We start from the raw sequence: 25,074 nt of genomic DNA, 5'->3' as shown, positions 1-25,074 counted from the left end.
CGACAAATGGACTGAAGAATAAATTTCAGCTAGTTTGTCGTTTTTTGCTAGTTTGCCTTTAAAGGGTACAATTTAAGCCGATAATATATGATAGAAAACTTAGGGAGCGATAGTATGAATATTAATAATATCAATGATTATAATAAAAATTTCACTGCGCTTAATCCAGCTGGTAAGACAACACCAATGTTACAATTAACCAAGCAAGTCTTACCAGAAATTAATGTCACACCCAAAGACAGCTATAATATTTCATTTGCGGCCCAAGAACGAGCACGGGCTCATGCTCATGAAGCATCGTTAGTCAAACTTTCAGCCCAAGTGAATCAAAAAATTAAGGCCCATGCCGAGCATTTTAAAGCTTAAGAAATTAGTAAATCAAGTGACCTGACTTAAATTCTAGCCAAGGAAGCCGATACTATAAGAGACATCAAAAAGTTTAATAATATATAAATCTAACCTGGAGGAAATGAAATCATGAAAATTGATCGAGGATACAACGAATACAACGAATACAACAAGCAAGTTAACTTGGCGGCCAAGCAAAATGTGCCAGTTCCAACTAATGAGCATGCAAGCAGTGCACATGTTGCTAAGTTATTTGACTTTTCAAGTACCGCTCAGCAAATTGCGCATCCAACAGCAGCTACAAATGGCGAAGAACATGTTGACCATGCCAAGTTAATGGCGATTCGGAGTCAAATTATGACGGGTGAGTATAAAGTTGATATTGATAAATTAGCAACGAAACTAACAGCTGAAATGCATGACCAACAAAAGTAATTAGGTGGAAGTGATGAACGAACAACATTTTTATAGTAAATTAGCGCAATTTTTGCGTTTATTACAGACAGAAAATAAAATCTTGAAAACAAATCAAGCTGATAAGTTAGCCAATATTGTGGCCCAAAAAGAAACTTTTGTGACCGTGTTAAATGATTATGCTGGTGAAGTTTCACCACGACTTAAGGCTGTCATTTCTCAAATTAAATTATTGCAGGAACAAAATTTATTGTTGACGCAATTAGAAATGGATTATCAAAAAATGTTGATGGATGCTGTTCGTGAATCAGTAAAAACCACTCGCAATCCATACGGTCAAAGTCCAAAAGGGCAAGCCCCAGCCGCAATGTTAGTAGTAAATACGGATATGTAGGAGAACGATATGAATTTATTTGGAACATTAAATACTGCCACGACCGGCTTAGGGGTCAATGAAATGTCCCTACAGACGACCAGCCACAATATCGCTAATGCCAATAATCCATATTATTCACGGCAACGCGTTGATATTGAAACGATGCCGGCGATGCACTTTGCTGGTATCGGTGATATTGGGATGGGGGCACGAGCTGGTTCTGTGCAACGAATTAGTGATAGTTTCGTGCAAGGTCAACTCAACCAAGTTGGTGGCGTGTTAAACAGTTATAGTGAACGCGCGAATGTGTTAGGCCAATTAGAAGGATACTACAACGAACCGTCATCAACGGGGATCTTGAGTCAGATTGATAAAATGAATGCTGCTTGGACTAATTATGCCAACGATCCATCCGTTTCTGGGATTCAAACGACCGTGGTTGGTGCAACACAAACAGTCGCCAATTCAATTAATAAATTGGCCAACAATGTGCAAGCCTTACAAAGTAACACAGTTAGTACCGTTGCTAAAAATGCGATGGACTTCAACCAAACATTAACGCAACTGGATACTTTAAATAAGCAAATCTATAACATGAGTCAAAACGGTGACCAACCGAATGATTTGTTGGATACGCGTGATCAAGTGATTCAAAAGCTCGCAAGTATGGCTGATACGACAACGACGATTGACCAATATGGGCGCGCAACGGTATCACTTAATATGTCAGGAAGCGATGGTAAAGTAACCCCAACCCCTCTTTTAGACGCGGATGGTGTCAAAGGGACGTTGGGGGTTGTTGATGCTAAGGCGACTGGCGTTATTACAGCCACAACCGATGTGAACAGTGAAAACAGTGCGATTGCGGTGCCCGCAAATGGTAAAGCTGGTGATTTAGTTTTTGTCGCTAACAATACAACGACGGCGACACCAGTAACGATTAGTAGTGGAACGATTCAAGGGGACCAACAAGCTCTCGGTGATTTAAATGACCAAATGGGTAAGTTAAATAAATTTGCTTACCAATTGGCGACCGCTACGAACACATTGATGAGTGCGAATGGTGTGTCAGCCGATAAGCTAATGTTTACCTTTAAAGGTGTCGCTGGTCAAGCTAACCCACAACCCGTCTATGATCCTAAAGTTAACTACGCGGCTAACTTACAAGTGAACACTACGATTGCTAATAATCCAAGCCAATTACAAGCGGGCGTCGGGACTAATCCGGATGCCGGGGATGGTAAGTTAGCCCAAGCGATTGCCAACTTACAAAATACCAAGTTAGCTGATCCAGCGAGTGGCAAAGGGTTGACGTTGAGTGCGGATAACTTATCATTTGTCGGTGATGCAACCGGGGCGACGGTATCGGGGATGTACAACGATATCGTGACCCAAAATGGGATTGTGACACAAGCCGCCAACAATAACGCCCAAACACAATTGGCCTTACTCCAACAAGTTCAAGCCAAGCAACAATCCATTTCGGGCGTCAATATGAACGAAGAAATGTCAAATGTCATTAAGTTCCAACAAGGCTTCCAAGCCAACGCGAAGATGATTTCCGTAGTTAACGAAATGTTGGATACTTTGATTAACCGAACAGGAGTTAACTAATGCGAATTTCTGAAAATACAACTTATAATAACTTTCTCTACAATCTAGGGAATAGTCAATCAAGCTTACAAGCAACGATGCAACAACTCTCAAGCCAACAACAAGTTAGCAAGCCATCGGATAATCCGTTGGCCGCGTCACAAATTATGGCGCTTAGTAGTTCATTAACGCAAAACACGACCTATGCTAATACGATTAAAGATGCAATTAACCTCTCACAAACCCAAGATAGTGCGTTGAGTGGGTTAAGTGACCAAATGTTGCGGATTCGCACATTAGTCCAAGCATCAGCCAATGGGGCGTATGGGCCGGATGAATTAAAGTCTAACAAAACGGAACTTAGCTCAGTGATGGCCAGTGTGGTTGATTCATTGAACGCCGATTATGGTGGCCGGTATGTCTTTGCTGGGACTAAAATCGATAAGCCACCTTTTGAATTGGTGAAAGCCACCGCTGATGACGCGGATAATAATGTCCAAGCCGGCGATATCATTGGCATTAAGTACAATGGTTCAACGACGAATCAAACGCGCTCCATCTCAAGTGGGGTTAGTATTGATTTAGCTACGAATGGTGCCAATATCGTGGGTGGGACAACCCAAGGTGGCGCTGGTACGCAACTCGGGGATTACTTTGCTAAAGTCATCCAAACGTTGAATGAAGGCATTAACAAACCCGATCAATTAGCCGCCGCGCAAAGCGCCTTAGGTGGTGATTTACTCGGCCAAACAACGAATTTCTCGGATAAAGTCGTTAATGTCCGAACAACGATCGGTGCGGTGGTGAACCGTCTAAATATTGCCAGCGCACAAAACACGAGCCAAAACTTGAACTTAACAACGATGAAGTCCAACGTTCAAGACGTCGACATGGCCAAAGCCTACATGGAATACCAAAAAGACCAAACGACATATCAAAGTACCCTTGCGATGGGGACAAAGATTATGAATACGACGATTTTGAATTATATGTAAAACAAGAGTGCAAAACGCTGCGGGAAATACTAACGCATACTAGCAATCACCAATGACTTGGGTTATGAGTCAGTAGGTGATTGTGTATATGCGGCGGTATTTGCAGCGTTTTGCACGTTTTAGAAGCAAGTGCGAACCCCCTCGGTAAACAGCGAGTACTAACGAAAATCACGTAATATGCGGTTTAGGCATATAAGTGATTTAAAGTTAGACGGAGGTGTTTGAGGGGGAGAGCACGTTTAGTGCGTCGACTAACCTTGGGTTATGAGTCAGTAGGTGATTGTGTATATGCGGCGGTATTTGCAGCGTTTTGCACGTTTTAGAAGTAAGAGTGCGAACCTCCTCGGTAAACAGCGAGTACTAACGAAAATCACGTAATATGCGGTTTAGGCATATAAGTGATTTAAAGTTAGACGGAGGTGTTTGAGGCGGAGAGCACGTTTAGGAAAATCAATTTCAATTAAATAACCCCGACACCCCCGGAAGACGGACATCTTCCGGGGGTGTTTTGCTATTCCTACTCCCGAGTAACTCCAATTATTAAGGAAAAATTGTGAAAAAGTAACGATGTTCTAAAGAAAAATAAGCGATATTCCTAAACAAAAATTAAGAAGGTATCGCAAAAATAAAGTTAACTAAGGACGAATTAAGAGCAACATAAAAGTGTTAAGCAAGGCTAACCACCACCGATATATATGGCATGAGGCAAGGAGTACTAATAGGGCCTCGACAATATGGAGGAATAAATTATGCGGATTAACACCAACGTTGCTGCAATGAACACATACAATAACTTAGTTAACGCTAACCAAATGAAGGCCGACGCCTTGGCACAACTTTCATCAGGTTCACGAATTAACAAAGCCGGGGATGATGCCGCCGGTCTTGCTATATCAGAAAAGATGAAGGCTCAAATCGGTGGTTTACAACAAGCGAGTCGTAACGCCCAAGACGGGATCTCACTTGTGCAAACTGCTGAAGGAGCTTTAAACGAAACTCACTCAATTCTTGGCCGGATGCGTGACCTTACTGTTCAAAGTGCCAATGGTACCTTGAGTCACGATGACCGTAAGCAAATCGATGCCGAATACCAATCACTTCAAAATGAAATTGATAACATCGCTAATACAACGCAATTTAACGGTAAGAACTTATTGAACGGTGGTGCTCAAGGTGGCACACCAGCCCCAGGTGGCACACCAGCCCCAGGTGGCACACCAGCTCCAGGTGGCACACCAGCTCCAACATCAACAACTTTTAGTTTCCAAATCGGAGCTAACCAAAATCAAAATGTTGATGTAACTATTAATAAGATGGATGCAGATAGTATCTTCGGTACTACTGCACACCTTAGCTTAACAACCGCCACAGGTTTGGTTGGTGGGGCTGATAACGGTGATAATGGTGATACGGCTGATATTTCATCAGCAAATACGAACCTTGGTTTAATTGATAAGGCAATTAAAGCCGTTTCAGATCAACGTTCTTCACTTGGGGCAACGCAAAACACTCTTCAACACACCATCAACAACTTGGGTGCAACGACGACTAACTTGTCAGATGCTAACTCACGGATTCGCGATGTTGATATGGCCCAAGAAATGATGACCTTTACTAAGTCAAACATCTTGTCACAAGCATCAACTTCAATGCTAGCACAAGCCAATGCTATGCCTAACAGTGTGCTTTCATTGCTTCAAGGTTAATATTAATACTGTTAAACCGTTGCTTTATGCGACGGTTTTTTTGTTGTTATATAATATAATTAATATTAATTAAAATTAATAACATAATAAATAATTGTTCAATTTATTTGTAAAAATACTTAAAAAAATATTAACCCGACCGATATATATATTTATGAGGCAAACCTCTGAAAATAAAAATTAAATGGAGAATTAATTATGCGTATTAACACAAACGTTGCAGCAATGAACACATATAACAACTTAGTTTCTGCTAACAGTATGAAAGCTAATTCATTGGCTAAATTATCATCAGGTTCACGGATCAACAAGGCTGGGGATGACGCCGCCGGTCTTGCTATCTCAGAAAAGATGAAAGCTCAAATCGGTGGTTTGACCCAAGCTAAGCGTAACGCCCAAGACGGGATTTCACTTGTGCAAACTGCTGAAGGTGCTTTGAACGAAACGCACTCAATCCTTGGCCGCATGCGTGACCTTACTGTTCAAAGTGCCAATGGTACTTTGAGCCACGACGACCGTAAGCAACTTGATGCTGAATACCAATCATTACAAGGTGAAATCGATAAAATTGCAACAACTACGCAATTTAATGGTAAGAACTTGTTGAACGGTACTGCAGCAGAAGGTTCAGACGCTACTAAGGTGAATGCTAGCACAAAGTTTAGCTTTCAAGTCGGTGCTAACGCTAACCAAACTGTTGATGTCTCAATTGATGATATGAGTACAGCAAACTTATTCTCAACTGACACAACAACTGCGGGGAAACATTTGAGCCTTGTTAAGAAAGATGGTGTCGCTGATGGTGCCGATAATCAAACTGATGCTGATGATATTGCAGCTGCAAACAAGAACCTTGATGCTATAGATAAATCTATCAAGGCTGTTTCAGACCAACGTTCATCATTGGGTGCGACTCAAAACACGCTTGACCACACAATCAACAACCTGGGTGCAACTGCTACTAACTTGTCAGATGCTAACTCACGTATTCGTGACGTTGATATGGCCCAAGAAATGATGAACTTCACTAAGACTAACATCTTGTCACAAGCATCAACTTCAATGCTTGCGCAAGCTAATGCTATGCCTAATAGTGTCCTTTCATTGTTACAAGGTTAATTTTAAGTTAGCTACTAACACAATAGAACTAAAAGAAATGGTTGAATTGCTAAAATTCGACCATTTTTTTGTGTCCACAAAAGTTAAGCAAGCGTTAAGATAATACCACATGAATTAATTTCCTACCCGCCGTAGCCGATATAGTCCGTAACTAAATTAAAAAGAAATCACGAACTAGATATTAACTTTCTGCCTAAATTGACGATATATTAACAAAGGCTGAGCTAGTAGTGAAGATGAGGATAAGCATATGACAACTGATGGTGTTGGGGCCGCGGCTTCTAATCAATATTTAGGTCAATATTCGGGGGTATCATCCCAAACAATTGATCAACTAATTCAAGCCGATTCAATCCCGATGAACTTATTACAAAACCAAGTGCAAGACTTACAAGGCCAAGAACAAGCCTGGAGTGATATTCGTAGTCGCTTGACGAATTTTTTAAACGATGTCCAAGATTTACAAAAATCGGACACGTATAATTCAAAAGTCGCCAATAGTACGAATACGAGTGTCGCCACGATTAGCAGTGATGACACGGCTAGTGAAGGCAGCCACGATATTATTGTCAAGCAACTTGCGACCGCGTCTAAGTGGACTGGTGGTCGGGTTAATAGTGTGCCTGATAGTAAGACGGCACTAAATATTACCGGGAACTTCACGATTGATTTAAATGCTCAATCGGATACAGTAACTGGGACCGATGGTGAGCCGATTAATGTGCCAGGTTTTACAATCGGGGATGGCAAGGCGACTAGTAGTAAAGTCGCGGTTGATATTAAGCCCGGAGACACGTTAAATTCAATTGTCACCCAGATTAATGCCCAGACCAAGGATACGGATATTCAAGCATCAATTGTCGATAACCACCTTGTCTTCACGAGTACCCAGACCGGGAAAGCGGCATTCAGTGTGGATAGTAGTTCAACGGCCGGGCTTGCCGACCAACTTGGCTTAGGCACGCCCCAAGCGGCCACTAACCAAGGCCAATCAGCAGTTTTTTCATTAGATAACCTTCCAATTGCGCGTAACACTAACAATGTTACGGATGTTCTTGACGGAGCAACAATTACTCTGGCCGGTGTTAGTGCCACGAGTGGTACTGGTGCTGATGCAACGCAAACGCCAACAACATTATCTTTGGCCGATGATACGAGTAAGTTTCAAGGCGCGGTCTCAAAAATGGTTGATCAATATAATAGTTTGATGGGGTTAGTTAGTTCAGATCTGGATCCTGGTGACCCGACCAAAGCGGATAACCAAACCGGGGCTCTGGTTGGGGATGCGACCTTAACGCAACTGCAAGAATCACTCGAAAACATGGTGACTGAAGGCGTAAGTGGGGGGAATCCCGCTAGTCCATATAAGACTTCAGATTCAGTCGGGATTTCATTTATTGATAAAAATGGCACGCTGGGGCTTGATACTGATAAATTCAGTAAAGCTCTTAAAGCTGATCCGCAAGCGGTGAAAGATTTCTTTTACAGCGCCGATACTGATGTTAAAACCGGGATTGTCAGCAATGAGAGTGGTTATGCGACGGACCTAGCGAAGTTAACGAACTCATATTTAGTTAACTCAACTGGCAACCAAGGGATTATCGCCTTAACGACCGCTGGCTTTGACTCAACGATTCAAGATTTGAACACGCAAATTAGTAATTTTCAAGATCAATTAACCGCTAAACGGGCCGAATACGTGACCCAGTTTAGTGCTTTAGATAGCTTTATGGCCCAAGCTCAATCACAAATGACCTACTTTAGTTCACAGATTGGCGCTGGGATTTAACCACTGGTAAATGAAAGGAGTCGGCATGTTATCAACAACAGACCGCATTATTATTGATATGTTGGGGCATAATTTGGAGCGCGAAGTGACTAGTCCGGAAGCGGTTCAAGATGTGTTGCGCGTTAACGACCAATTATTGGCCAAGCTAACGCTACTTGATTACGCAACGTTAGCCGCTGATGAGCAGTTATTAATCCAAAATATTCAAAATAAATTTCAACATTTGTTAGTCGGCATCGAGCAACAAAAAAATGCCGTGCAAGCACAAATTATGACGATGACGCAAAAAAAATCAACCGTCGCGGCCTACATGCAATATGATGCGCAGGCGACTTTCATTAACCGGGATGTATAAGGAGAAAATGACCCATGATGAACTACCAACAAACGAACCAAAGTTATTTAAAAAACCAAGTGATGAGTGCTAGTCCCGCCCAATTGATTAGCATGTTAATGGCCGGCGCAATTAAGAATGTTAAGTTAGCCCAAAAGGCGATTGAAGCCGAAGATAAGCCTAAGACCCACGCCAAGATTCTCTTAGCCCAAGACATTATTTTGGAACTTAAATACGCGGTTAACCAAGACGTGGAAGGTTCAGTGGGCCCGGAATTGATCAACTTATACGACTACATGTACGAACAATTAGTCCAAGCTAACATCAATAACGATTCAGCTAAATTAGCCGAAGTCGATACGTTAATGACGGATTTGTTGGTGACATGGAAACAGCTTGAAGGATAAATTAAAAGCGCTCACTAGAAAGACTAGTGGGCGCTTTTGTGTTGGGTATCGCATTACTTGCGTTGCTTCAACCAGTACCAGCCACCATAGACGGCGACGACACCAAGGAGCGCGGCCACAAAGGCACTGACTTTCTTGATATCACCGCTGACATTCACGGAGCTAGCTTGTGGTTGGGTTGCCACGGCTGCTAATTTACGGTTGCTGTTGGCCGTTTGGGTTACTGTTTTTTGGTTTGCTGTTTGAGCATTTTTGCTTGATGAATTCTTTTCAGTAGCGACTAGTTGTTTTTGCGCGTCACTGATAATATCACTGCTCATTGCAGTTATGCTACTACCACTAGTATTAGGAGTTTGGAAATTCGTTGGTGGGGTACCACCATTAAGAATTGCGGCATTTATAAAACTTTGGTCAATCAAGTTAGTTGGTGTATTGGCCGCAAAGCCACTGCCACCATGTAACTTGAAGAAAACATTATAAATATGGTTATAGATAAAGCTACCAACCTTAATGTCAACATGCATCGTTTCTAAAAATTCGGGAGCATTTAATTGTGCAGCCGTCAATGGCAAGGCATATGTCATCACATAATTACTACCTTGTTTAACAGCACTAACACGGCGACCATTGTAAAAGCTAATACTATTAGGTCCAAAAGCTGCTGGGACAACCGCTTTGACTAATAACATCCCACTACCATCAGGTTGAACTTGTAATGTTGCCACTGGTTGGATATATTGGTTTGCTACCGAAGCTGATTGTGATTGATCACCTTTGAGAATTTGCAAACCAACTGAACGAATTTGCAAACCAACTGAACGAATTTGGTCAAATGGTCCCATTGGCTTGCTAATTGGCCGTGGATTATTATCACCTGTTGAGCTAGGTTGCTTAGTAGGCTGACTTGGTAAATCAAATAATGGTCCATTAGGGTCAACGGTTGGTTGAGGGTCATAATCGGTATTATGCACAATTTTAAAGTAAACGTTATACGTATAATTGTAGACAAAGTTATTGAAGTTAATATCAACATGCATCCGTTCAAGTACGGCCGGTTGCTTCATTTGGTGTGCTGTTAGCGGTAAACGATAATTAAGAACGTAACTATCACCAACCTTATCGGCACTGATTTGTTGAGCATCTTGGAATAAAATACTATTTTTACCGTAACCAACGGGGACCACAACTTTAAAGTTCAATATTCCACTGCCGTTTGCATGGGTGACTAAAGTAGCTTGCTGCATAATGTAGTTACTAGCTACAGAGGTTAAATTTGGATTATCACCTTTAGTAACTAGTAATTTAACTGGGTTTATTGGCTCAGTTGGTGCATCTTGGTGTAACGTAAATGGTTGCACTACGCTTCCACTAAAGTTTTTGCTTACAGAATTAGCATTAGTATTATTCCAAGCCAAACTAGTACTACCTGGTACTGTCTGAGCCGTGTAGCTGACTTTATCACCAGTAATCGTAACTGGTGTTCCGCTAGCAAAAGTTAGTGGAATCACGGTGCCATTAATATCTTTGGCTGCTAAGGTGGCGACTAACCCTTGCTTAGCTGGTAAAGTTAAGTTCGGTTTAGTTACAAATTGAAACTTAGCATTAAAGTTAGTAAGTTGCTTTAAATTATGCAATGGGCTAAGGTCTAAAACTTGATTTCGTAAGAAGCCAAGACTAGTTAAGTTAGTTAAATTTGCTAATGGTCGTACATCACTAACTTGGTTATTTGAGAAAGCCAAGCTTGTTAACTTAGTTAAGTTTGCTAATGGAGTTAAGTCACTCACAGCATCTTTATTGAAGTTTAAATACGTTAACTTAGTTAAGTTTGCCAATGGGCTTAGATCACTAATTTGGCCGTTAAAATCAATTGATAAATTAGTTAAGCTGGTCAACTGAGGTAATAAAGTTTTAATATCGGCATCGGTTAATCCAAGTTGGGATAAATTTAACTTTTGTAATTTTGTGAGTGCCTTTAAATCAGCAATATTAGTTTGGGGATTATTCCCTGCCATTAAAGTTGTTAAATTAGTTAACTTGGCAATTGGGGCCCAGTTGCTGATTTTATTAGATGAAATTCCCAATGATGTCAATTGAGGATACCGAGCTAAAGCACTAACATCGGTGATTTTATTCCCTGATAAATCCAAGGTAGTCAGTGGGGCATTTGGAGCTAATCTTGGAATACTAGTTAAATGGGTGCTAACCATCTGGAGGTTTGATAACTTAGTCAAATTAGCTAAACCGGCTAATTTAGCTGGTTGATCACCATAATAATCACCGATTAAATTTAGCATCTGCAAGTTAGGATTTTTAAGAGCTGCTAAATCAGGCAAATTATCGGCATCATTAAGGCGCAAACTTAAAGCGGTCAGATTAGGTAATGCCCCCAGTGGACTGACATCTGTAATCGTGTTATCGGTTAAATCAAGCCGTTGCAAATTGGTGGCATACTCTAGCCCTTTTAGATTACTAATATTAGCACTCGTAAAATTAGCTTGTGTTAATTTAGACATATTTGCTTGTGTTAATGGCACCTTAGCTCCTAAGGTAGTTTGGACAGCTTGTTGGAGATTTTTATCTGGCATCCATGTATCAATATTTGAGTTACTTTGTGCGACTGTAGCCTTGATAGGTGTGGCCTGAACATGATTTTGCAACGCTCCCCCAAGGGTAAGGGATGCTAATAACAAAACCAAATAATATTTTTTCATTTGAAAAAAATTCCTTTCGAATAGTCAATAACTATTAAATTATTGTATACTATTGAGTAACTCTTCACAAATACTTATTTAATTTATTAATTAGATAAACCATATAAATAATTTTTTATACCTCAAATTAAGGAGAAACTAACGTGTTTAAACGAGTATTAATCGCTGGGGCGACGGTATTGATCACATTGATCAGTACCAGTTCATTGGCGGGGGCCCAAGCTGTACCGTACCAAATTTTCAAGGATGGCTCAAGTGAGCAGTCATATGCAAGTGCCTATTTTGTCAATCCCGCCAATGTAACGGTCATTAATGGCCAATATCATGTTGCAGTGTCAATTGCCACGACTCATGACTTAGGCAGTTTCCCCGTCACAATTGGCTCCATAGCGGGTCAAACACCATCAATTAGTAAACGCACCCAAGGCAATACCGATTATTATACGTTTAATTTTTTGACCACCAATTTAACGAGTTTAGTTAATGGCGCCATGCACGTTGATGTCGATGCACTGAATTATCACCATGACTATGGTTTTGGTTTAAAATTTAATGCCACGAGCTTACCACCATTAACTGCGGTTGCAACCCCAAAAGCTAGTGCGAGTTCATCAACGACTAGTAGCCAAGTAACCAGTCATAGTGCAAGCAGTCCAGATAACAAAGCCAGTTCTTCACAAAGTAATAGTGCTAAAACTAGTAGTAGTAGTAGTCTTGTGAATAAAGTTTCACAAACTAGCAGCAGTGCGGTTACCCAATCGGTCACGACCGTTAAACAAACATCCCCAGCCACTAATTCATTTTTACATGGATCGACATGGATGTATGCTGTTGGTGGAATTGGCGGTGGCGGAATTTTAGTTGGTTTATTAATGCTATTTAAAAAGCATTAACAATAAAATAGGAATGGATAATGCATAATAAAAAAATTATTTTCAGTAGTTTTGTTTTACTAATCTTGCTAGTTGGTGGAGTGTTGTGGCATTTCAAGCAAGCAAATACCACAACAACTACGACGGCTCACACACCTGTTGTGACAACTGTTGCGCAACTAGAAATCTTTAATCGGTTAGGAATTAAGCTTGCGGGTGTACCCACAACGACAGAAACCTTACCAGCGAAAGTCCAAAAATTACCCAAAGTAGGTAATCATACAAGTATTAATTTTGAACAAATTAGCAAAATAAAATCCAGTGTCGTCTATGTCGATCAAGCAGTTGCTGATGATTACAGTGCTAAATTAAAGCAACAAAAGATACCAATGCAAGTGCTAAACTTTAATAATTATGAACAAATGCAACAAAGTATTAGCCAAATTGGTAGTACCTATCATAAGGAACGAGCAGCCAGACGGTTATTAAAACAAATTACTTTACCTAAAGCACAACCAGCTAGTGGGGTTAAAGTCTTAATTTTGATGGGGATGCCTGGCGGGGCATTTTTAGTTGCAAACCAACATAGCTATGTCGGTGATTTAGTCACAAGAGCTGGTGGGACTGTCGTGGCTAGCGATCCCAATAGTCCTTATGCACCAGTTAATCCGCAAACGATTGCTGAAATGGATCCAGATGTTGTGATTCGTTTTGCCCATGCCATGCCAGCCAGTGTTCAAGCTAACTTTGAAGAAACATTTAAACACGCACCTTACAAAAATTTGGCAGCCACGCGCGAAGGCCATGTCTATGATGCTTTAGCATCCGAATTTGGTTTGACCGCTAATATGCATGTCAATGAAGCTTATCATCAGATTCAAACGTGGATGGAGGCAGCCAAATGAAGTATTTAGGTGGTGGGTTAATTAGTGCAATCTTACTAATTAGTGGCTTAACATTAGGTTTGCCACTAGGGCATATGTGGCCCACAACACAAATTTTTTGGCAACTTCGTGTCCCCCGCCTAATATTTGCTTTAATTGGTGGTGGGATGTTAGCAGTTAGTGCTGTTATTTTTCAAACTACTCTTCGCAATCGCTACGTTGATGGCGGTATGTTGGGGTTGGCCAGTGGGGTTGAATTAGGGAATGCTTTAATTGCGGTGATATTTGCGCCAGCTACACCATGGCGTGTGTTGACCGGGGCACTGTGGGCTATTGTTTGGTTGTTAATTTTACGTGCTAGTATGTTACGCATCTTACGCCAACCACTTCAGTTGTTATTAGGTGGCTTGGGTGTGGCGATGCTCTTAAATGCGATTACGACTTTAATTACGAGTAATCAAGGCTTCGTAGGGAAGTCATTAGCCAATGTCACGCTGCAAGATACGTGGTTACTAGCAATCTTTTGTGTTGTTGGGATTATTATTTGGCAAATAGCGGGGCCAACCTTAACTTATTTTGCACTCCCCCAAATTCATGTCGGTCAACTTGGGATTGATGAAAAGCGGTTGAGCTTATTATGGCAACTCGGAGCGGCGTTATTTATCGGGGCGGTGACCGCGGTATTGGGATCAACTTTTTTTGTTGGCTTAATCATTGCACAAGTCGTTGCCCAACTTATGACTAAGCCTGCCCAAAATCGTTTAGTTGTGACAGGATTGTTGGGAGCAGTGATGTTAAGTGGTAGTGATTTACTGGCCCATAGTCTGCATTATCCACTTGAATTGCCCACCGGGGCGGTATTGATGTTACTAACGGCACCACTATTGTTAGTATTTTGGAAACGAGGACACGATGTTAATTAAAGAAATTACGTTGCCCCGCAATCTTTTGCAAGTTAGCCAAGCAACTTTACCTGATCAACAGATTACAGTATTATTAGGTCCAAACGGAAGTGGTAAATCGACATTATTAGCGTATTTAGCAACGCATCTTCCTGAATGTGCATACTTACCACAACAAAATCAAAGTTATGATGCATTAAGTGTTGATGATTTGTTAACTTTGGGACAGCAACGTGCCACAAGCCCACTTACAATTGATATTGTGACCGAACTTGAATTGGCACCATTATTAGCCAAGCAAGTTAACCAACTATCTGGCGGACAACAACAACGTGTCTGGATAGCGTTTATTTTATTGCAAAATGCCCCAGTTATCTTATTAGATGAACCTTTAAATGGTTTGGATTTACGATATCAACAGCGTCTATTACAGTTATTACCGCAGCTTAAAACGACTATCTTAATGGTTGTTCATGATTTAAATTACGCTTATCGGGTTGCGGATTGGATTTGGTTAGTTTCAGCAGCAACATTAAATGAAGGCCAACCAAGTAACATAATGACTACAACCGATTTAACGGCAACTTTTGCCACACCGGTGTCTTTACACCAGACCGTTGATGGTGCAGTGGCCTTTTGGATTTAAGTACGACATGCTTGTGAGATAAATAAAACTAAAAAATCCCGACCGAATTTTTTCAGTCGAGATTTTTTTAGTTTTGTATTGTATCTAAAGTTTTTTTGTCATACATGCTTTTTATGTATCCAATAAGTTTGATGTGGTGCTATTTACTACGAATAATATCTCCGCCATTTGTAGTGATGGCTAATGTGCCACCATTATTAACATTGCCGCGCCCACTATCAGCAAAGTCATTATCACCACCGCTAGTAGTGAACTTATGGTTAAAAGTTAAGGCGTCTTGGTCAGATAAATAAACATCCCCGCCATTTGTATTTATCTTTAAGGCTCGTAATTGATTAACGTTTACTAGGCGAATATCACCACCATGTGTATTAATAATGACTGTTTTGAGTTTAATTGCGGCACTAATTGGAATGGTTACATCAATTGCATGTGTGGAAGTTTTTTTGCTATTAAAAAGCCGATGACCCTGTGAATTATTGAAATTAAGGTGTAAGGCGGTCGCTTCTTTTTGAATAATTTCATTTTGTTTTATAAAAGCTGGTGTCACATCGCCGGCTAAATTAATTTCACTGGCCCCGGTATTAGCGAAGGTTAAGTTAACATCACTACCACCAGAATTTAAACTAATATTTTGAAGAGCGTCATTAGTTGGGATAGTTGATTGGTAATGTGTCATGGTCGCCTGGGTTCGGTAAAAATAAACGCCCGCCCATACAATAAGACAGATTACTAGGAGAATCATAATAATGAAATTTCTTTTTTTGGTCGTTTTCATGGATAACTCCTTTCTGAAAATACATGGTAATCGTTCAAGTCATTGGCTATTGTTGGTACATTACGCCACTTAGTGCAGTTACTCGCACTCTGCTAAAACGTGCTCGAACAACCAGTCAGTTCCGCCTAACTTTAAATCACTAAGTATGCCCAACCCGCATAATCAGTGATTTTCGTTAGTGCTCACTGCCTATCGGTTGTTCTCGCACTCTGCTAAAACGTGCTCGAACAACCAGTCAGTTCCGCCTAACTTTAAATCACTAAGTATGCCCAACCCGCATAATCAGTGATTTTCGTTAGTGCTCACTGCCTATCGGTTGTTCTCGCACTCTGCTAAAACGTGCTCGAACAACCAGTCAGTTCCGCCTAACTTTAAATCACTAAGTATGCCCAACCCACATAATCAGTGATTTTCGTTAGTGCTCACTGCCTATCGGTTGTTCTCGCACTCTGGCCAAGAAACACTCGCCGGATACATACTTCCATCATACACCAACGTATGGCTTGGCATTAATTCAAACGGCTTGCCGGCTTTGATTAAGTTATACACCGTGGCTTGTTGTAGGGGAATCAAGTCAGCCAATGAAGGCAAGAGGGCGTTATCAGCTAACCATTCGGCTTTCAAATCATCAGCTTGTTGCCGTCCGTAGCTAAGTAATGAACCGTTAAAAGCTTGGTTAGCAAGTTCAGCGGCATTCGTTTGCCGTGGATCTTCTAAGCGATTGCGTAGTAAGTTTAAGACGGTAGTATAACGTGAATTGAAGTTTAAATCGGTCGCAAATCGGGTGACAGCCGCCAAAATTGCCGTGGCTCCTTCTTGGGCAATCGTTGGGGCGGCTGCTTCTTCACTTGCAACATATGCATTTAATTCATGGGCGGCTGCTAATTCATCAGCACTTGGATCATCATTGGCCAAAGTTAGGCAAAAGAGGGTGAATAGTGATAAGAAATCTAAGGTTGTGCTGGCAATGCCGGTTAATGAAGTCCCATCTAATTCAAGATTAGTAAACTTAATTCCATCTGCTAAGCCACGAACATCCCGCGTAATGGTAATGGCTGGTTGTTGTTGTTGATGCCAAAGATTGCTAATGATACTACGACACCCGATTTGATTAATACTGCCAAAACCTTCTGCTAAGAACGGTGAATTACCAAACATATACGTAATAAACCACTGATACATTGTTAAACGATCGCTAACTTTTTGTAGTACGGCTTCATTAAAGCTCGCTTGATCGACGTATTCCGTATGATAAGCACGTGTATAGAGTTGAACTAACATTAAAGGATTGAATTTAATGCTTACACTAACTTGATTGAGCAAACGTGTAGGGTTTGTTTGAACTAAGGTTAAGTGTGCTGGTTTTGTCAAACGAGGTGGCATTGAAAACGGCCATGTTAACTCATTGGCATCTAAACTTGCTTCAACAGCATCCGCTAAGAGTGTCAATTCATCTAATAAACGATCAATTTGTGGTTGTTGCTTAGTTGTCAAAATAATTTGATCACTGGTATTATCAAGCGCGACACTAGGATGATTGAGCAATTGCCATGCACTCAAATCAGGAGTAATGATTTCACCAGCTGAATTAATGACGTGGTGTCGGACTTGGACTTGGTATTCTAATTGTTGTAGTTCTTTCGTTAGTTGGGCTGCTTGCACCGTTTCAAAAAAATTAGCTAACATACGCTCTCCTTAAACTTTCACTGAATATTTAATTCTTATTATACTTGAATTAATCGGTTATTTCTTAGAAAATTATAATTTTTAATTATGCACATGATGCTATACTAAACATATTAAACGCACTAGTGGAGGTAGGCATGCTTTTTATTGAAAAACCATATGAATTTACACCAGTCATGGTGCCAGATGAGGTGGTCGTAAGCACAGATATTTCGTATATGGATGGGCAACGACATACGTTAGATATTTACCAACCAAGCCAAACATATCAAGGGTTAAGACCAGTTATTATCGATATTTACGGTGGTGGATTATATTTTGGTGAAAAGAGTTCATTTAAGTTACAAAACTCATTAAAACTTATAAAATCAGGATATGTGGTTATTAGTCCAGATTATTCATTAATCTGGCAGCAACCATTTCCAACCCAAATTTATGAAATCAAAGCAGTCATCCGATGGGTTCGAGAACATGCGGCTAAATACCAACTTGACCCTAATCGCATCATTTTAAGTGGCGAATCATCTGGGGCCCACTTGGCAGTCTTAACGGCAGTTACTGCCAGTCGGGGGATGATGAGTGATACAACATTTGGTATGTATCCAGATCAGCCAGAAACAGTTCAAGCGGTAATTGCCTCATATGGTCCATACCAAATGGATGTGATGCCGGAACAATTTGAAGCCCTTGGGATAGCACCGAAATTCCCCGAAACTGGGGCTGCCAACTCATTTGAAGGCCAGATGTTTAATCAACGTGCACCTAAAGAAGTCCCAGAATTAGTCGCACAATATAATCCAGTGACATATTTTAATGCAGCAATGCCACCAATGCTAATTCTAGCCGGGACAGATGATCACGTCGTGCCAGTTTTACAAAGTCAAAACTTAGCAGTTACGGCATTACAAGTTTTACCCGCAGCTCAAGTTGCTTGTTGGTGGGTGAATGGTGGTGATCATGGGCCCGCTGATTTTGCTAACGATGAAGTTTTAGCTTGGAAAATTGCGCATTTAGAACAATGGGGCTTAGCCTAACAAAGATAATGTGACAATTGTTTCGAAGTAGTTATAAATTACTAAAAAAGTTTATACTAGAAGGCAGCTACTAGCATAAAATACGAAAAGCCCGACCGAATTTTTAAATTCAGTCGGGCTTTTTTAGTTTTAGATCGTAGCTATAAACTTTTAATAGAAAAGAGTAATCGGCCAACTATTTTCGTACAGCTTATTAAATCTATTCAATGACGACAAATTTATTACTTAAAGTATTAAGTTTGTCAGCAGTAACTGATAGTTGACCAGCATGATTACTAAAATCCCCCATTGTATTGAGGACATCATGGGCATTAGCAGAAACTTCTTGAGTTCCAGCTGAATTTTCTTCAGTTGCAGCAGAAATATTTTCAAGGTTAGTTAGGACCGCATTCTGAATGAGATTGATTTTATTACTTAATTCTGCAACCGTATCGATTTTCTCAATTAAGGCAATATTATTGTCAAATACTTGCTGGGTTGAATCAATTGATTGGCTAATTAGTTCAGATTGCTTTTCACCACCTTTGACGGAAGTGGTTGTTTGTGCCACCATATCGTTTGATTGTTGTTGGACTTTAGTAATGATTTTGACAATGTCTTTAGTCGATGCTTTGCTTTGCTCAGCTAAACTACGAATCTCAGCAGCAACTACAGCGAAACCTTCACCTGCCTTACCAGCACTAGCAGCTTCAATTGAGGCATTTAGGGCTAATAAGTTAGTTTGTTGCGAAATTCCATTAATGACATTAATAATTTGGCCGATATTTTGGATGCTAGTGTTCATGATACTGACGTTATTTAATAACGTTTGCATATTTTGTAATTCTTTTTGCCAATTAGCATCAACGCTATTAGTTAATGCTAAATTATTTTTATTTAAGCGTGCTGATTGATTGGATTTATCACTCATTAGTGAAACAAGATTTTTTAATTCACTTACGACTTCTGACAAATCACGCACTTGGCCGACACTTTTTTCCGTATCTTGTGCCTGACTACCCGTAACTTGAGCAATTGCAGTAATCGTGTGGGCAACATCATCGGTTGAAGTATTAGTTTTAGTAGCTAAGCTCAATAATTCAGTTGCATCATGGGCCAGATTTTGGCTTTCTTGTTGCACTTCACTAACAATTTGATCAATGGCTGTTAACATTACGTTGAAGTTATAACTCATTTGCGCCATTTCATTACCGTTTTGATCCGGTAAAAATAAGGTAGCGAGCTTTTGAAATTGCTTAGAAGTCACTTTTTTTTCGGCGTCCGTAAGTGGGTGGATTTTTTTTAATTTGCCTTGCCCGATTTCTAGATATAAATTAGAAAAAAAGCGCATGAAGATAGTAACCCCAGTAGCTGCTCGTTTTGCAATGATACTTAGAACTATAGTAGTAATAATGATTATCAATAAACCAACAAGCCAGTATGTTAGCGTTGCTTGGGCATTAAGGTGGGTATTGATGCCTGCGTTGATTAAAGTTTGGTGCATAATAAAATATCCAGCAAGTAATGAAATTAACATGGCAATTATTATGCCACTAACTAATTGGTACATTTTTGCTGCAATGATGCTTTTCCCCGTGATACTTGTCATAATATTAATCCCCCAAGATTATGTTCTATATGTTTATTTATTAGTTAAATAAGATTAAAATTTAAACAAAAAAGCTTTTATATATATAAATTAAATCAATAAACAAATATAGACTAAACTTAATTTAAATAATTAGCAAATTTTTTGTCTATCTTTAGTAATTAAAAAATGACATTGTCAGCAAGTGAAAATTACTCGCTGACAATGTCATTTTTATTTGCAGATTAATTTAGCATACTTTAACACCAGCTAAAATTGTGCGCGCAATGTTATCGGCATCTCGTAGCATCCGGTCGTTCCCATAGGGGCGAGGGAGTGATGTTGTAAACCACATGTATTTTTCAGTCGGCACACCATATGCATGTAAGTCAGTCATGTGCTGACCAGTACTGGTGATTAATTCAAAGTTCTTACGATCAACAATTAAAGCACCAGTTGAGTAAACTGATTGATCAGCTAGTAGATAACTAGCGCTTGTCATTGTTCCACGATCACGTAAATTTTCTTCAAGTGGATTGGTACTTCGATGTAAATCAATCGCACCAAGACGAGCTTCTACTAAGTTTGTAACGATATATTGGTAATTAGGATTATCAGTTGATACAAAAAATTTATCTTCAGTAATACCAACTTGCAAGCCTGCTGGTGCAACTTCTAAAACGCCAGCTTCAATTAAAGCAAGCATTTGCTGAATTCGCAGGCGTGGTGGTCCAACTGAAATCAAACTTGATAATGCGTTAAACTCAGTAAGGAATTTTTTGCGATCATCATTGCTAAAACCATTGCCTTCAATCAAGATTCGAATATTATCACGAATATCACGAATTAAGTCAAAAGCAGCGGTCAATGGGGCATCAAGATTTCCTTTACCAGAATCTTCAATATCAAAGGCTAAGTAACGTTCGATTAATGTCTCATACTCTGATGTGATATTATCTTCGTTGCCAAATGGATGGATGACCTTTTGGAGATCAAATAAATCAGCCGGCTTAAAACCAAAGGCCAAAGCGGTTGCATTTAAATTTGTACTAGCAACTAATGCAGCTGCTAAATCATCACTGGCAATTCCACGTTCCTTGGCTAGGTTGGTATAATAGACGTATTCCATTTCGGCAACAAATAAGGCTTTAAAAGTCTCATAAGCGACTGGATGTTGGCCATTATCAGTCAATTCAGCTAACTTAGCTTCCGTTAAGAAATGCGTCCGATAACGAGTGCCTTGCGTTTTTTGGTTGATTCCTTTGGCGTGCAAGGGTAATCCACTACGAGAACCAGCAATGATATGTGGTTCTAGACCACTGGGGTGATAACGTAATGTACCAGCTGCAGTAGGTTCAAAATGGCCACCACGATGTATGGTTAATTGAATCATATAGTCAAAGAAGTTTAAACCTAAGCCACGAATTACAACATCTTCACCGGCTGGAATCACGTTTAAATCAGCCTCGGCTGGGTGCTGGGCTTTAATATAACGCAAGGCATGTTCATCTGCAAATTTAGCGAGTTGGGCCTCTTCTGGTGTTGGTCGATTACTAGAATGTCCAAGGGCCATTACAATACGGTCAGCTAAAAATGTACCTTTGTCAGTAATGACATTGTAAGGTGGTTGGTTATTTTGTATATCTGTAACTTCTGCTTGTGTGTAAGTTAATTCAATACCTACAGCTTGAGCACGGGCTTGTAGTTGTTCATAAAACCAGTTGGCATAAAAATTTAATAAGCCGCGACTAGGATAACTATTTAATGTTAAATCAGCTAAATGGTCTAAAAAGTACTTAGCATTTGGTTGATCGATGTGGGTAGTCAAATATGTTGGTGCTTGAGTTTGAACCCACTCGTAGAAATTAGGACCATTGTGCACGGGCCCGGCCATGGTTACGGCGTCATCTGTGAAGAATGTAAGTTGTTGAATCGCACTATTCATTAAAAATAGTGGATTTTGGTCGACACGCCATACGCGGCCCCCAATAGCGTAGGGGTCAATTAATTGGATACTCAATGTATCTTGGCTGGCCTCGTGCTCATAGTTGCTGATTAGACGTTCGGCTAAAATGAGGCTTCGTGGCCCCGCACCGACGAGAATTGTCTTCATAATTTTTGGTTCTCTCCTAGTTTGAAAAATCGTTTAAAATTCTGGGGCGTAAATCCCGATATCTTTGACGATGACTTTTCCAACTCGTTTGTTGGCATCACCGACTGTCAAACCGACTTTCAAATAGCCAAAAGTAACAGTGGTATTAGCACGAATGGCTGAGCCTAGAATCTTCCCAGTTGTGGCATCTAAGCCTGATGGGATATCAACGGCGACAACTGGCTGGTTAGAAGCGTTGATCTTTTTAACCGCTTCTGCTAATTTACCCGTAATATCACGCGTTAAACCAATCCCAAAGAGGGCATCGATAATAACGGTATATTCCCGGAAATCTTTGATTGAGTGACCGACTTTAACTTGATATTTACGACAAATTGCTAATTGCTCTTTGTTAGCTTTTGATAATTTGCGTTCATCACCTAGCAATAAAACCTTCACATCAACACCTCTAAGGTGCAAAATGCGAGCAATCGCTAAACCATCGCCACCATTATTACCAGTGCCGGCGACAACTAGGACGTGTGTCAAATCAAAGCCGCCAGCAGCAACTGTTGCAATTACGGATAAAGCTGCTCGTTCCATCAAGACTGCACTCGGCATACCAATAGTTTCAATTGTATATTTGTCGTAAGCTTGCATCTGTTGAGCTGTTACTACAGTTGGTTCCAAAATGCTCACCTCTACTTCTTTATTATTATTTCTAGAATCAATTCGGTTATTATTATACAATGAAATAAAGTAAGTAAAAACAATAAAGGTAGAATTAATTAAGATGGACAAAGATATCATTGCTGCTGACATGCCAGAATTAATGGAACAATTGGCATATTTGAATGCAAATGGTCAAGCAACGACCGCCCCATTATTAATCATGGATACATTATTACGTGGTCTACAAGCTATTTTTGATGAAAAACTTGAAGGCCATTACTATACAGTGCGACAAGTTGGTGATGATTTTGTTGTCACTGACTTTATGAAACAAGAAGTTGGTACCATTACTAACACCCAGTTTAACTTTGTAAGTGCTTTTGAAAATCAAGCCCCATTCTTGTGGGATATGTTGGAGCGAGAAGTAGTTAAAATTTTAGGGCGGTAATTAGATCGTGGAGGTCAATCATGGAAATGGAAGCATATGTATTACGTGAATTTGGTGATTTAGCTCATTTAGTGGAGATAAGTACACCAGAACCAACCTTAACCCCTAAGCAAGTCTTAGTACGCCAGTGTGCGATTGCAATTGAGCCATATGATGTAGCTTTTTGTGCTGGTCAGACTGATGGTCATGTATTACCTGTTATTCCTGGTTCAAGTGTAGCTGGTGAGATTGTCGCTGTTGGGGATGCAGTGACCGGTTATCATATTGGTGAGCGAGTGGTTGCTTCACGTTATTTAAAAACATATGGTGAATATGTACCGGTTAACCAACGCGAACTAGCCCGCATTCCAGCTGAAATGAGTTATGCTCAAGCAGTAAGTTTAGCCGTTTCTGGTCAAACAGCTTATCAAATGATTCGTCATTATTTACAACCCATGCCTAATCAAAAGATTTTAATTCATGGGGGGATGGGAAATGTTGGGCGCATTGCAATTCAATTAGCCCAAAATACTGGTGCACAAGTTTATACGACTGCAAGTACAGCTAATGTGGCTAAATTAAGTAAGCTTCCTGATATTATTGCAATTGATTATACTAAGACCTCTTTAGCTGAGTTTGGTGTTGAATTTGATTTAATTTTAGATACAATTGGTGGTCAAACGTTAAAAGATTCTTTAGTAGCCTTAAAATCGGGTGGTAAGTTAGTTTCAATTGTTGATGAACCTAATACGCAACGGCCTGACATTACGGCGACCCAAGAATTCTTAACTAGTTCAGGAGCTGACTTAGAAGCACTTTTGAACATGATTGTAAATGGCGTATTAATGTTACCGCCAATAGAAGTAGTACCAATGACGTTAGCAAATGTCCGTGTTGGTCATGAATTAGTTGGTAGTGGGCATTATGATCGTAAATATGTTTTAGTTTATGAATAAACAAAAAAACCGGTAACGATAATTCGTTACCGGTTTTTATTAACGGCTAATTACTTAGCGTCTTTAGTAGGAAGGTCGCCCTTACCTTTAGCCCAAGCTGCGATTGCGTCAACTTCTGCGCGACGCTTAGCTTTAGCAGTATCGTTAGCAGGAGCAACGGGACGTGTGCCTGCCCATGAGTTGTATGGTTTACGTTGTGCCATGTTTAATGTCTCCTCTCGTGAATGTACTACCGAATTATTTTAACGTATCTAAGACATTTGTACAAGTAATAAACCAATTAATTGTGAGAAAAGTTATTGAAATATGTGAAGTTTTGTGATTTTAACAGGGGACATTGTAGTAGCTTTAATAATAAATACATGATTTAGTAAATTCATCTTTTAACGTTTATATAATGAAGCAAAACTATTAATAGACAGTGAATATTTACAATGAGCAAATTATTTTAAAAAAATACTTGCGTAGGTTACAATGTTGTTATATGATATTTAAGTTGTCTCGTAAGGCAGTACAAAAACAGCCAAACCGCATGACATCAACATTCAAATAACTATTTCAAAATTAATTTAAAAAGTTGTTGACTTATTAAATTAAAGCGAGTATAGTAATTAGATGTTGCTTCATTACGAAGCACAAACGTAGATCTTTGAAAACTGAATAAAGTTTTGACAATCAAATGTGTAAGTACTTTGAAATTAATTTTCAGAGTTAAACAAATTTGCGAATGTCAATTTCGCTAGTAAATTATGCTTCAAACGTCTCC

The 25,074-nt window shown here is 39.9% G+C and carries 24 protein-coding genes; 17 read left to right on the top strand and 7 right to left on the bottom strand.

Annotation, left to right across the window (positions count from 1 at the left end):
- The first annotated feature begins 114 nt into the window (after positions 1–114).
- The 10 genes from HF964_RS04085 (at position 115) to fliS (ending at position 9,081) form a co-directional block, all read left to right on the top strand.
- The gene (locus tag HF964_RS04085; protein WP_168721791.1) at positions 115–366 is read left to right on the top strand and encodes a hypothetical protein; all 252 of its coding nucleotides are present in this window, start codon (positions 115–117) and stop codon (positions 364–366) included.
- A 111-nt stretch (positions 367–477) separates the two neighbouring features.
- The gene (gene flgM, locus HF964_RS04080; protein ID WP_168721790.1) at positions 478–783 is read left to right on the top strand and encodes a flagellar biosynthesis anti-sigma factor FlgM; all 306 of its coding nucleotides are present in this window, start codon (positions 478–480) and stop codon (positions 781–783) included.
- Between the two features lie 13 nt (positions 784–796).
- Positions 797–1,156, top strand: coding sequence for a hypothetical protein (locus HF964_RS04075; protein ID WP_168721789.1), 360 nt, complete (start codon positions 797–799; stop codon positions 1,154–1,156).
- 9 nt (positions 1,157–1,165) lie between these two features.
- Positions 1,166–2,752 carry a flagellar hook-associated protein FlgK gene (gene flgK / locus HF964_RS04070; RefSeq protein WP_168721788.1) on the top strand — a complete coding sequence of 529 codons (1,587 nt, stop codon included), beginning with the start codon at positions 1,166–1,168 and terminating at the stop codon, positions 2,750–2,752.
- Complete coding sequence (flgL, locus tag HF964_RS04065; RefSeq protein WP_168721787.1) at positions 2,752–3,726, top strand: flagellar hook-associated protein FlgL; 975 nt, start codon at positions 2,752–2,754, stop codon at positions 3,724–3,726. Before flgK ends, flgL begins: the two co-directional genes overlap by 1 nt.
- 749 nt (positions 3,727–4,475) lie before the next feature.
- The gene (locus HF964_RS04060; protein ID WP_168721786.1) at positions 4,476–5,432 is read left to right on the top strand and encodes a flagellin N-terminal helical domain-containing protein; all 957 of its coding nucleotides are present in this window, start codon (positions 4,476–4,478) and stop codon (positions 5,430–5,432) included.
- 198 nt (positions 5,433–5,630) lie between these two features.
- On the top strand, positions 5,631–6,551 hold the full coding sequence (locus HF964_RS04055) for a flagellin N-terminal helical domain-containing protein (protein WP_168721785.1): 921 nt from the start codon (positions 5,631–5,633) through the stop codon (positions 6,549–6,551).
- A gap of 250 nt (positions 6,552–6,801) precedes the next feature.
- Positions 6,802–8,340, top strand: a complete 1,539-nt coding sequence (gene fliD, locus HF964_RS04050; RefSeq protein ID WP_168721784.1) for a flagellar filament capping protein FliD — start codon at positions 6,802–6,804, stop codon at positions 8,338–8,340.
- A gap of 25 nt (positions 8,341–8,365) precedes the next feature.
- A complete protein-coding gene (locus tag HF964_RS04045) occupies positions 8,366–8,695 on the top strand; it encodes a hypothetical protein (RefSeq protein ID WP_168721783.1) in 330 nt (109 codons plus the stop codon).
- A gap of 14 nt (positions 8,696–8,709) precedes the next feature.
- Complete coding sequence (gene fliS, locus HF964_RS04040; protein WP_168721782.1) at positions 8,710–9,081, top strand: flagellar export chaperone FliS; 372 nt, start codon at positions 8,710–8,712, stop codon at positions 9,079–9,081.
- Positions 9,082–9,134: 53 nt separating this feature from the next.
- Here the strand turns inward: fliS and HF964_RS04035 are convergent, their stop codons facing one another.
- On the bottom strand, positions 9,135–11,792 hold the full coding sequence (locus HF964_RS04035) for a leucine-rich repeat domain-containing protein (protein WP_168721781.1): 2,658 nt from the start codon (positions 11,790–11,792) through the stop codon (positions 9,135–9,137).
- A gap of 143 nt (positions 11,793–11,935) precedes the next feature.
- Here HF964_RS04035 and HF964_RS04030 point away from each other — a divergent pair, with 143 nt between their 5' ends.
- From HF964_RS04030 to HF964_RS04015, 4 genes are read left to right on the top strand one after another with little or no spacing between them, the layout of a single operon-like run.
- Positions 11,936–12,685 carry an NEAT domain-containing protein gene (locus tag HF964_RS04030; RefSeq protein WP_168721780.1) on the top strand — a complete coding sequence of 250 codons (750 nt, stop codon included), beginning with the start codon at positions 11,936–11,938 and terminating at the stop codon, positions 12,683–12,685.
- 20 nt (positions 12,686–12,705) lie between these two features.
- Complete coding sequence (locus tag HF964_RS04025) at positions 12,706–13,569, top strand: ABC transporter substrate-binding protein (protein WP_168721779.1); 864 nt, start codon at positions 12,706–12,708, stop codon at positions 13,567–13,569.
- Entirely contained in the window at positions 13,566–14,471 is a 906-nt protein-coding gene (locus HF964_RS04020) for an iron chelate uptake ABC transporter family permease subunit (protein WP_168721778.1), read from the top strand. Before HF964_RS04025 ends, HF964_RS04020 begins: the two co-directional genes overlap by 4 nt.
- The gene (locus tag HF964_RS04015) at positions 14,461–15,096 is read left to right on the top strand and encodes an ATP-binding cassette domain-containing protein (RefSeq protein WP_168721777.1); all 636 of its coding nucleotides are present in this window, start codon (positions 14,461–14,463) and stop codon (positions 15,094–15,096) included. The genes HF964_RS04020 and HF964_RS04015 overlap by 11 nt, the downstream gene beginning before the upstream one ends.
- A 139-nt stretch (positions 15,097–15,235) precedes the next feature.
- Here HF964_RS04015 and HF964_RS04010 read toward each other — a convergent pair whose 3' ends face one another.
- Positions 15,236–15,874 (bottom strand): DUF4097 family beta strand repeat-containing protein, encoded by a 639-nt coding sequence (locus HF964_RS04010; protein WP_168721776.1) that lies wholly within the window; start codon positions 15,872–15,874, stop codon positions 15,236–15,238.
- Between the two features lie 429 nt (positions 15,875–16,303).
- On the bottom strand, positions 16,304–17,560 hold the full coding sequence (locus tag HF964_RS04005) for a hypothetical protein (protein ID WP_168721775.1): 1,257 nt from the start codon (positions 17,558–17,560) through the stop codon (positions 16,304–16,306).
- Between the two features lie 137 nt (positions 17,561–17,697).
- On the opposite strand from HF964_RS04005, the gene HF964_RS04000 reads away from it, so the two are divergent.
- Positions 17,698–18,594 carry an alpha/beta hydrolase gene (locus tag HF964_RS04000; RefSeq protein ID WP_168721774.1) on the top strand — a complete coding sequence of 299 codons (897 nt, stop codon included), beginning with the start codon at positions 17,698–17,700 and terminating at the stop codon, positions 18,592–18,594.
- 199 nt (positions 18,595–18,793) lie between these two features.
- Here the strand turns inward: HF964_RS04000 and HF964_RS03995 are convergent, their stop codons facing one another.
- From HF964_RS03995 to HF964_RS03985, 3 genes are all read right to left on the bottom strand, one after another.
- Complete coding sequence (locus HF964_RS03995) at positions 18,794–20,182, bottom strand: methyl-accepting chemotaxis protein (RefSeq protein ID WP_168721773.1); 1,389 nt, start codon at positions 20,180–20,182, stop codon at positions 18,794–18,796.
- A gap of 229 nt (positions 20,183–20,411) precedes the next feature.
- Positions 20,412–22,274 (bottom strand): FAD/NAD(P)-binding protein, encoded by a 1,863-nt coding sequence (locus tag HF964_RS03990; RefSeq protein ID WP_168721772.1) that lies wholly within the window; start codon positions 22,272–22,274, stop codon positions 20,412–20,414.
- Positions 22,275–22,307: 33 nt separating this feature from the next.
- Complete coding sequence (locus HF964_RS03985) at positions 22,308–22,943, bottom strand: NAD(P)H-hydrate epimerase (protein ID WP_276508942.1); 636 nt, start codon at positions 22,941–22,943, stop codon at positions 22,308–22,310.
- Between the two features lie 103 nt (positions 22,944–23,046).
- Here HF964_RS03985 and HF964_RS03980 point away from each other — a divergent pair, with 103 nt between their 5' ends.
- Both HF964_RS03980 and HF964_RS03975 read left to right on the top strand, forming a co-directional pair.
- On the top strand, positions 23,047–23,373 hold the full coding sequence (locus tag HF964_RS03980) for a hypothetical protein (RefSeq protein WP_168721770.1): 327 nt from the start codon (positions 23,047–23,049) through the stop codon (positions 23,371–23,373).
- A gap of 20 nt (positions 23,374–23,393) precedes the next feature.
- Positions 23,394–24,308 (top strand): NADP-dependent oxidoreductase, encoded by a 915-nt coding sequence (locus tag HF964_RS03975; RefSeq protein WP_168721769.1) that lies wholly within the window; start codon positions 23,394–23,396, stop codon positions 24,306–24,308.
- A gap of 50 nt (positions 24,309–24,358) precedes the next feature.
- On the opposite strand, the gene HF964_RS03970 is transcribed toward HF964_RS03975, so the two are convergent.
- A complete protein-coding gene (locus HF964_RS03970) occupies positions 24,359–24,511 on the bottom strand; it encodes a hypothetical protein (protein ID WP_168721768.1) in 153 nt (50 codons plus the stop codon).
- Positions 24,512–25,074 lie beyond the last annotated feature (563 nt).

Source organism: Periweissella fabalis (genome assembly GCF_012396505.1).
GTDB classification, from domain to species: Bacteria; Bacillota; Bacilli; order Lactobacillales; family Lactobacillaceae; genus Periweissella; species Periweissella fabalis.
The sequence above is the reverse complement of the archived record's forward strand: the minus strand, read 5'-3'. Positions and strand labels throughout refer to the sequence as shown.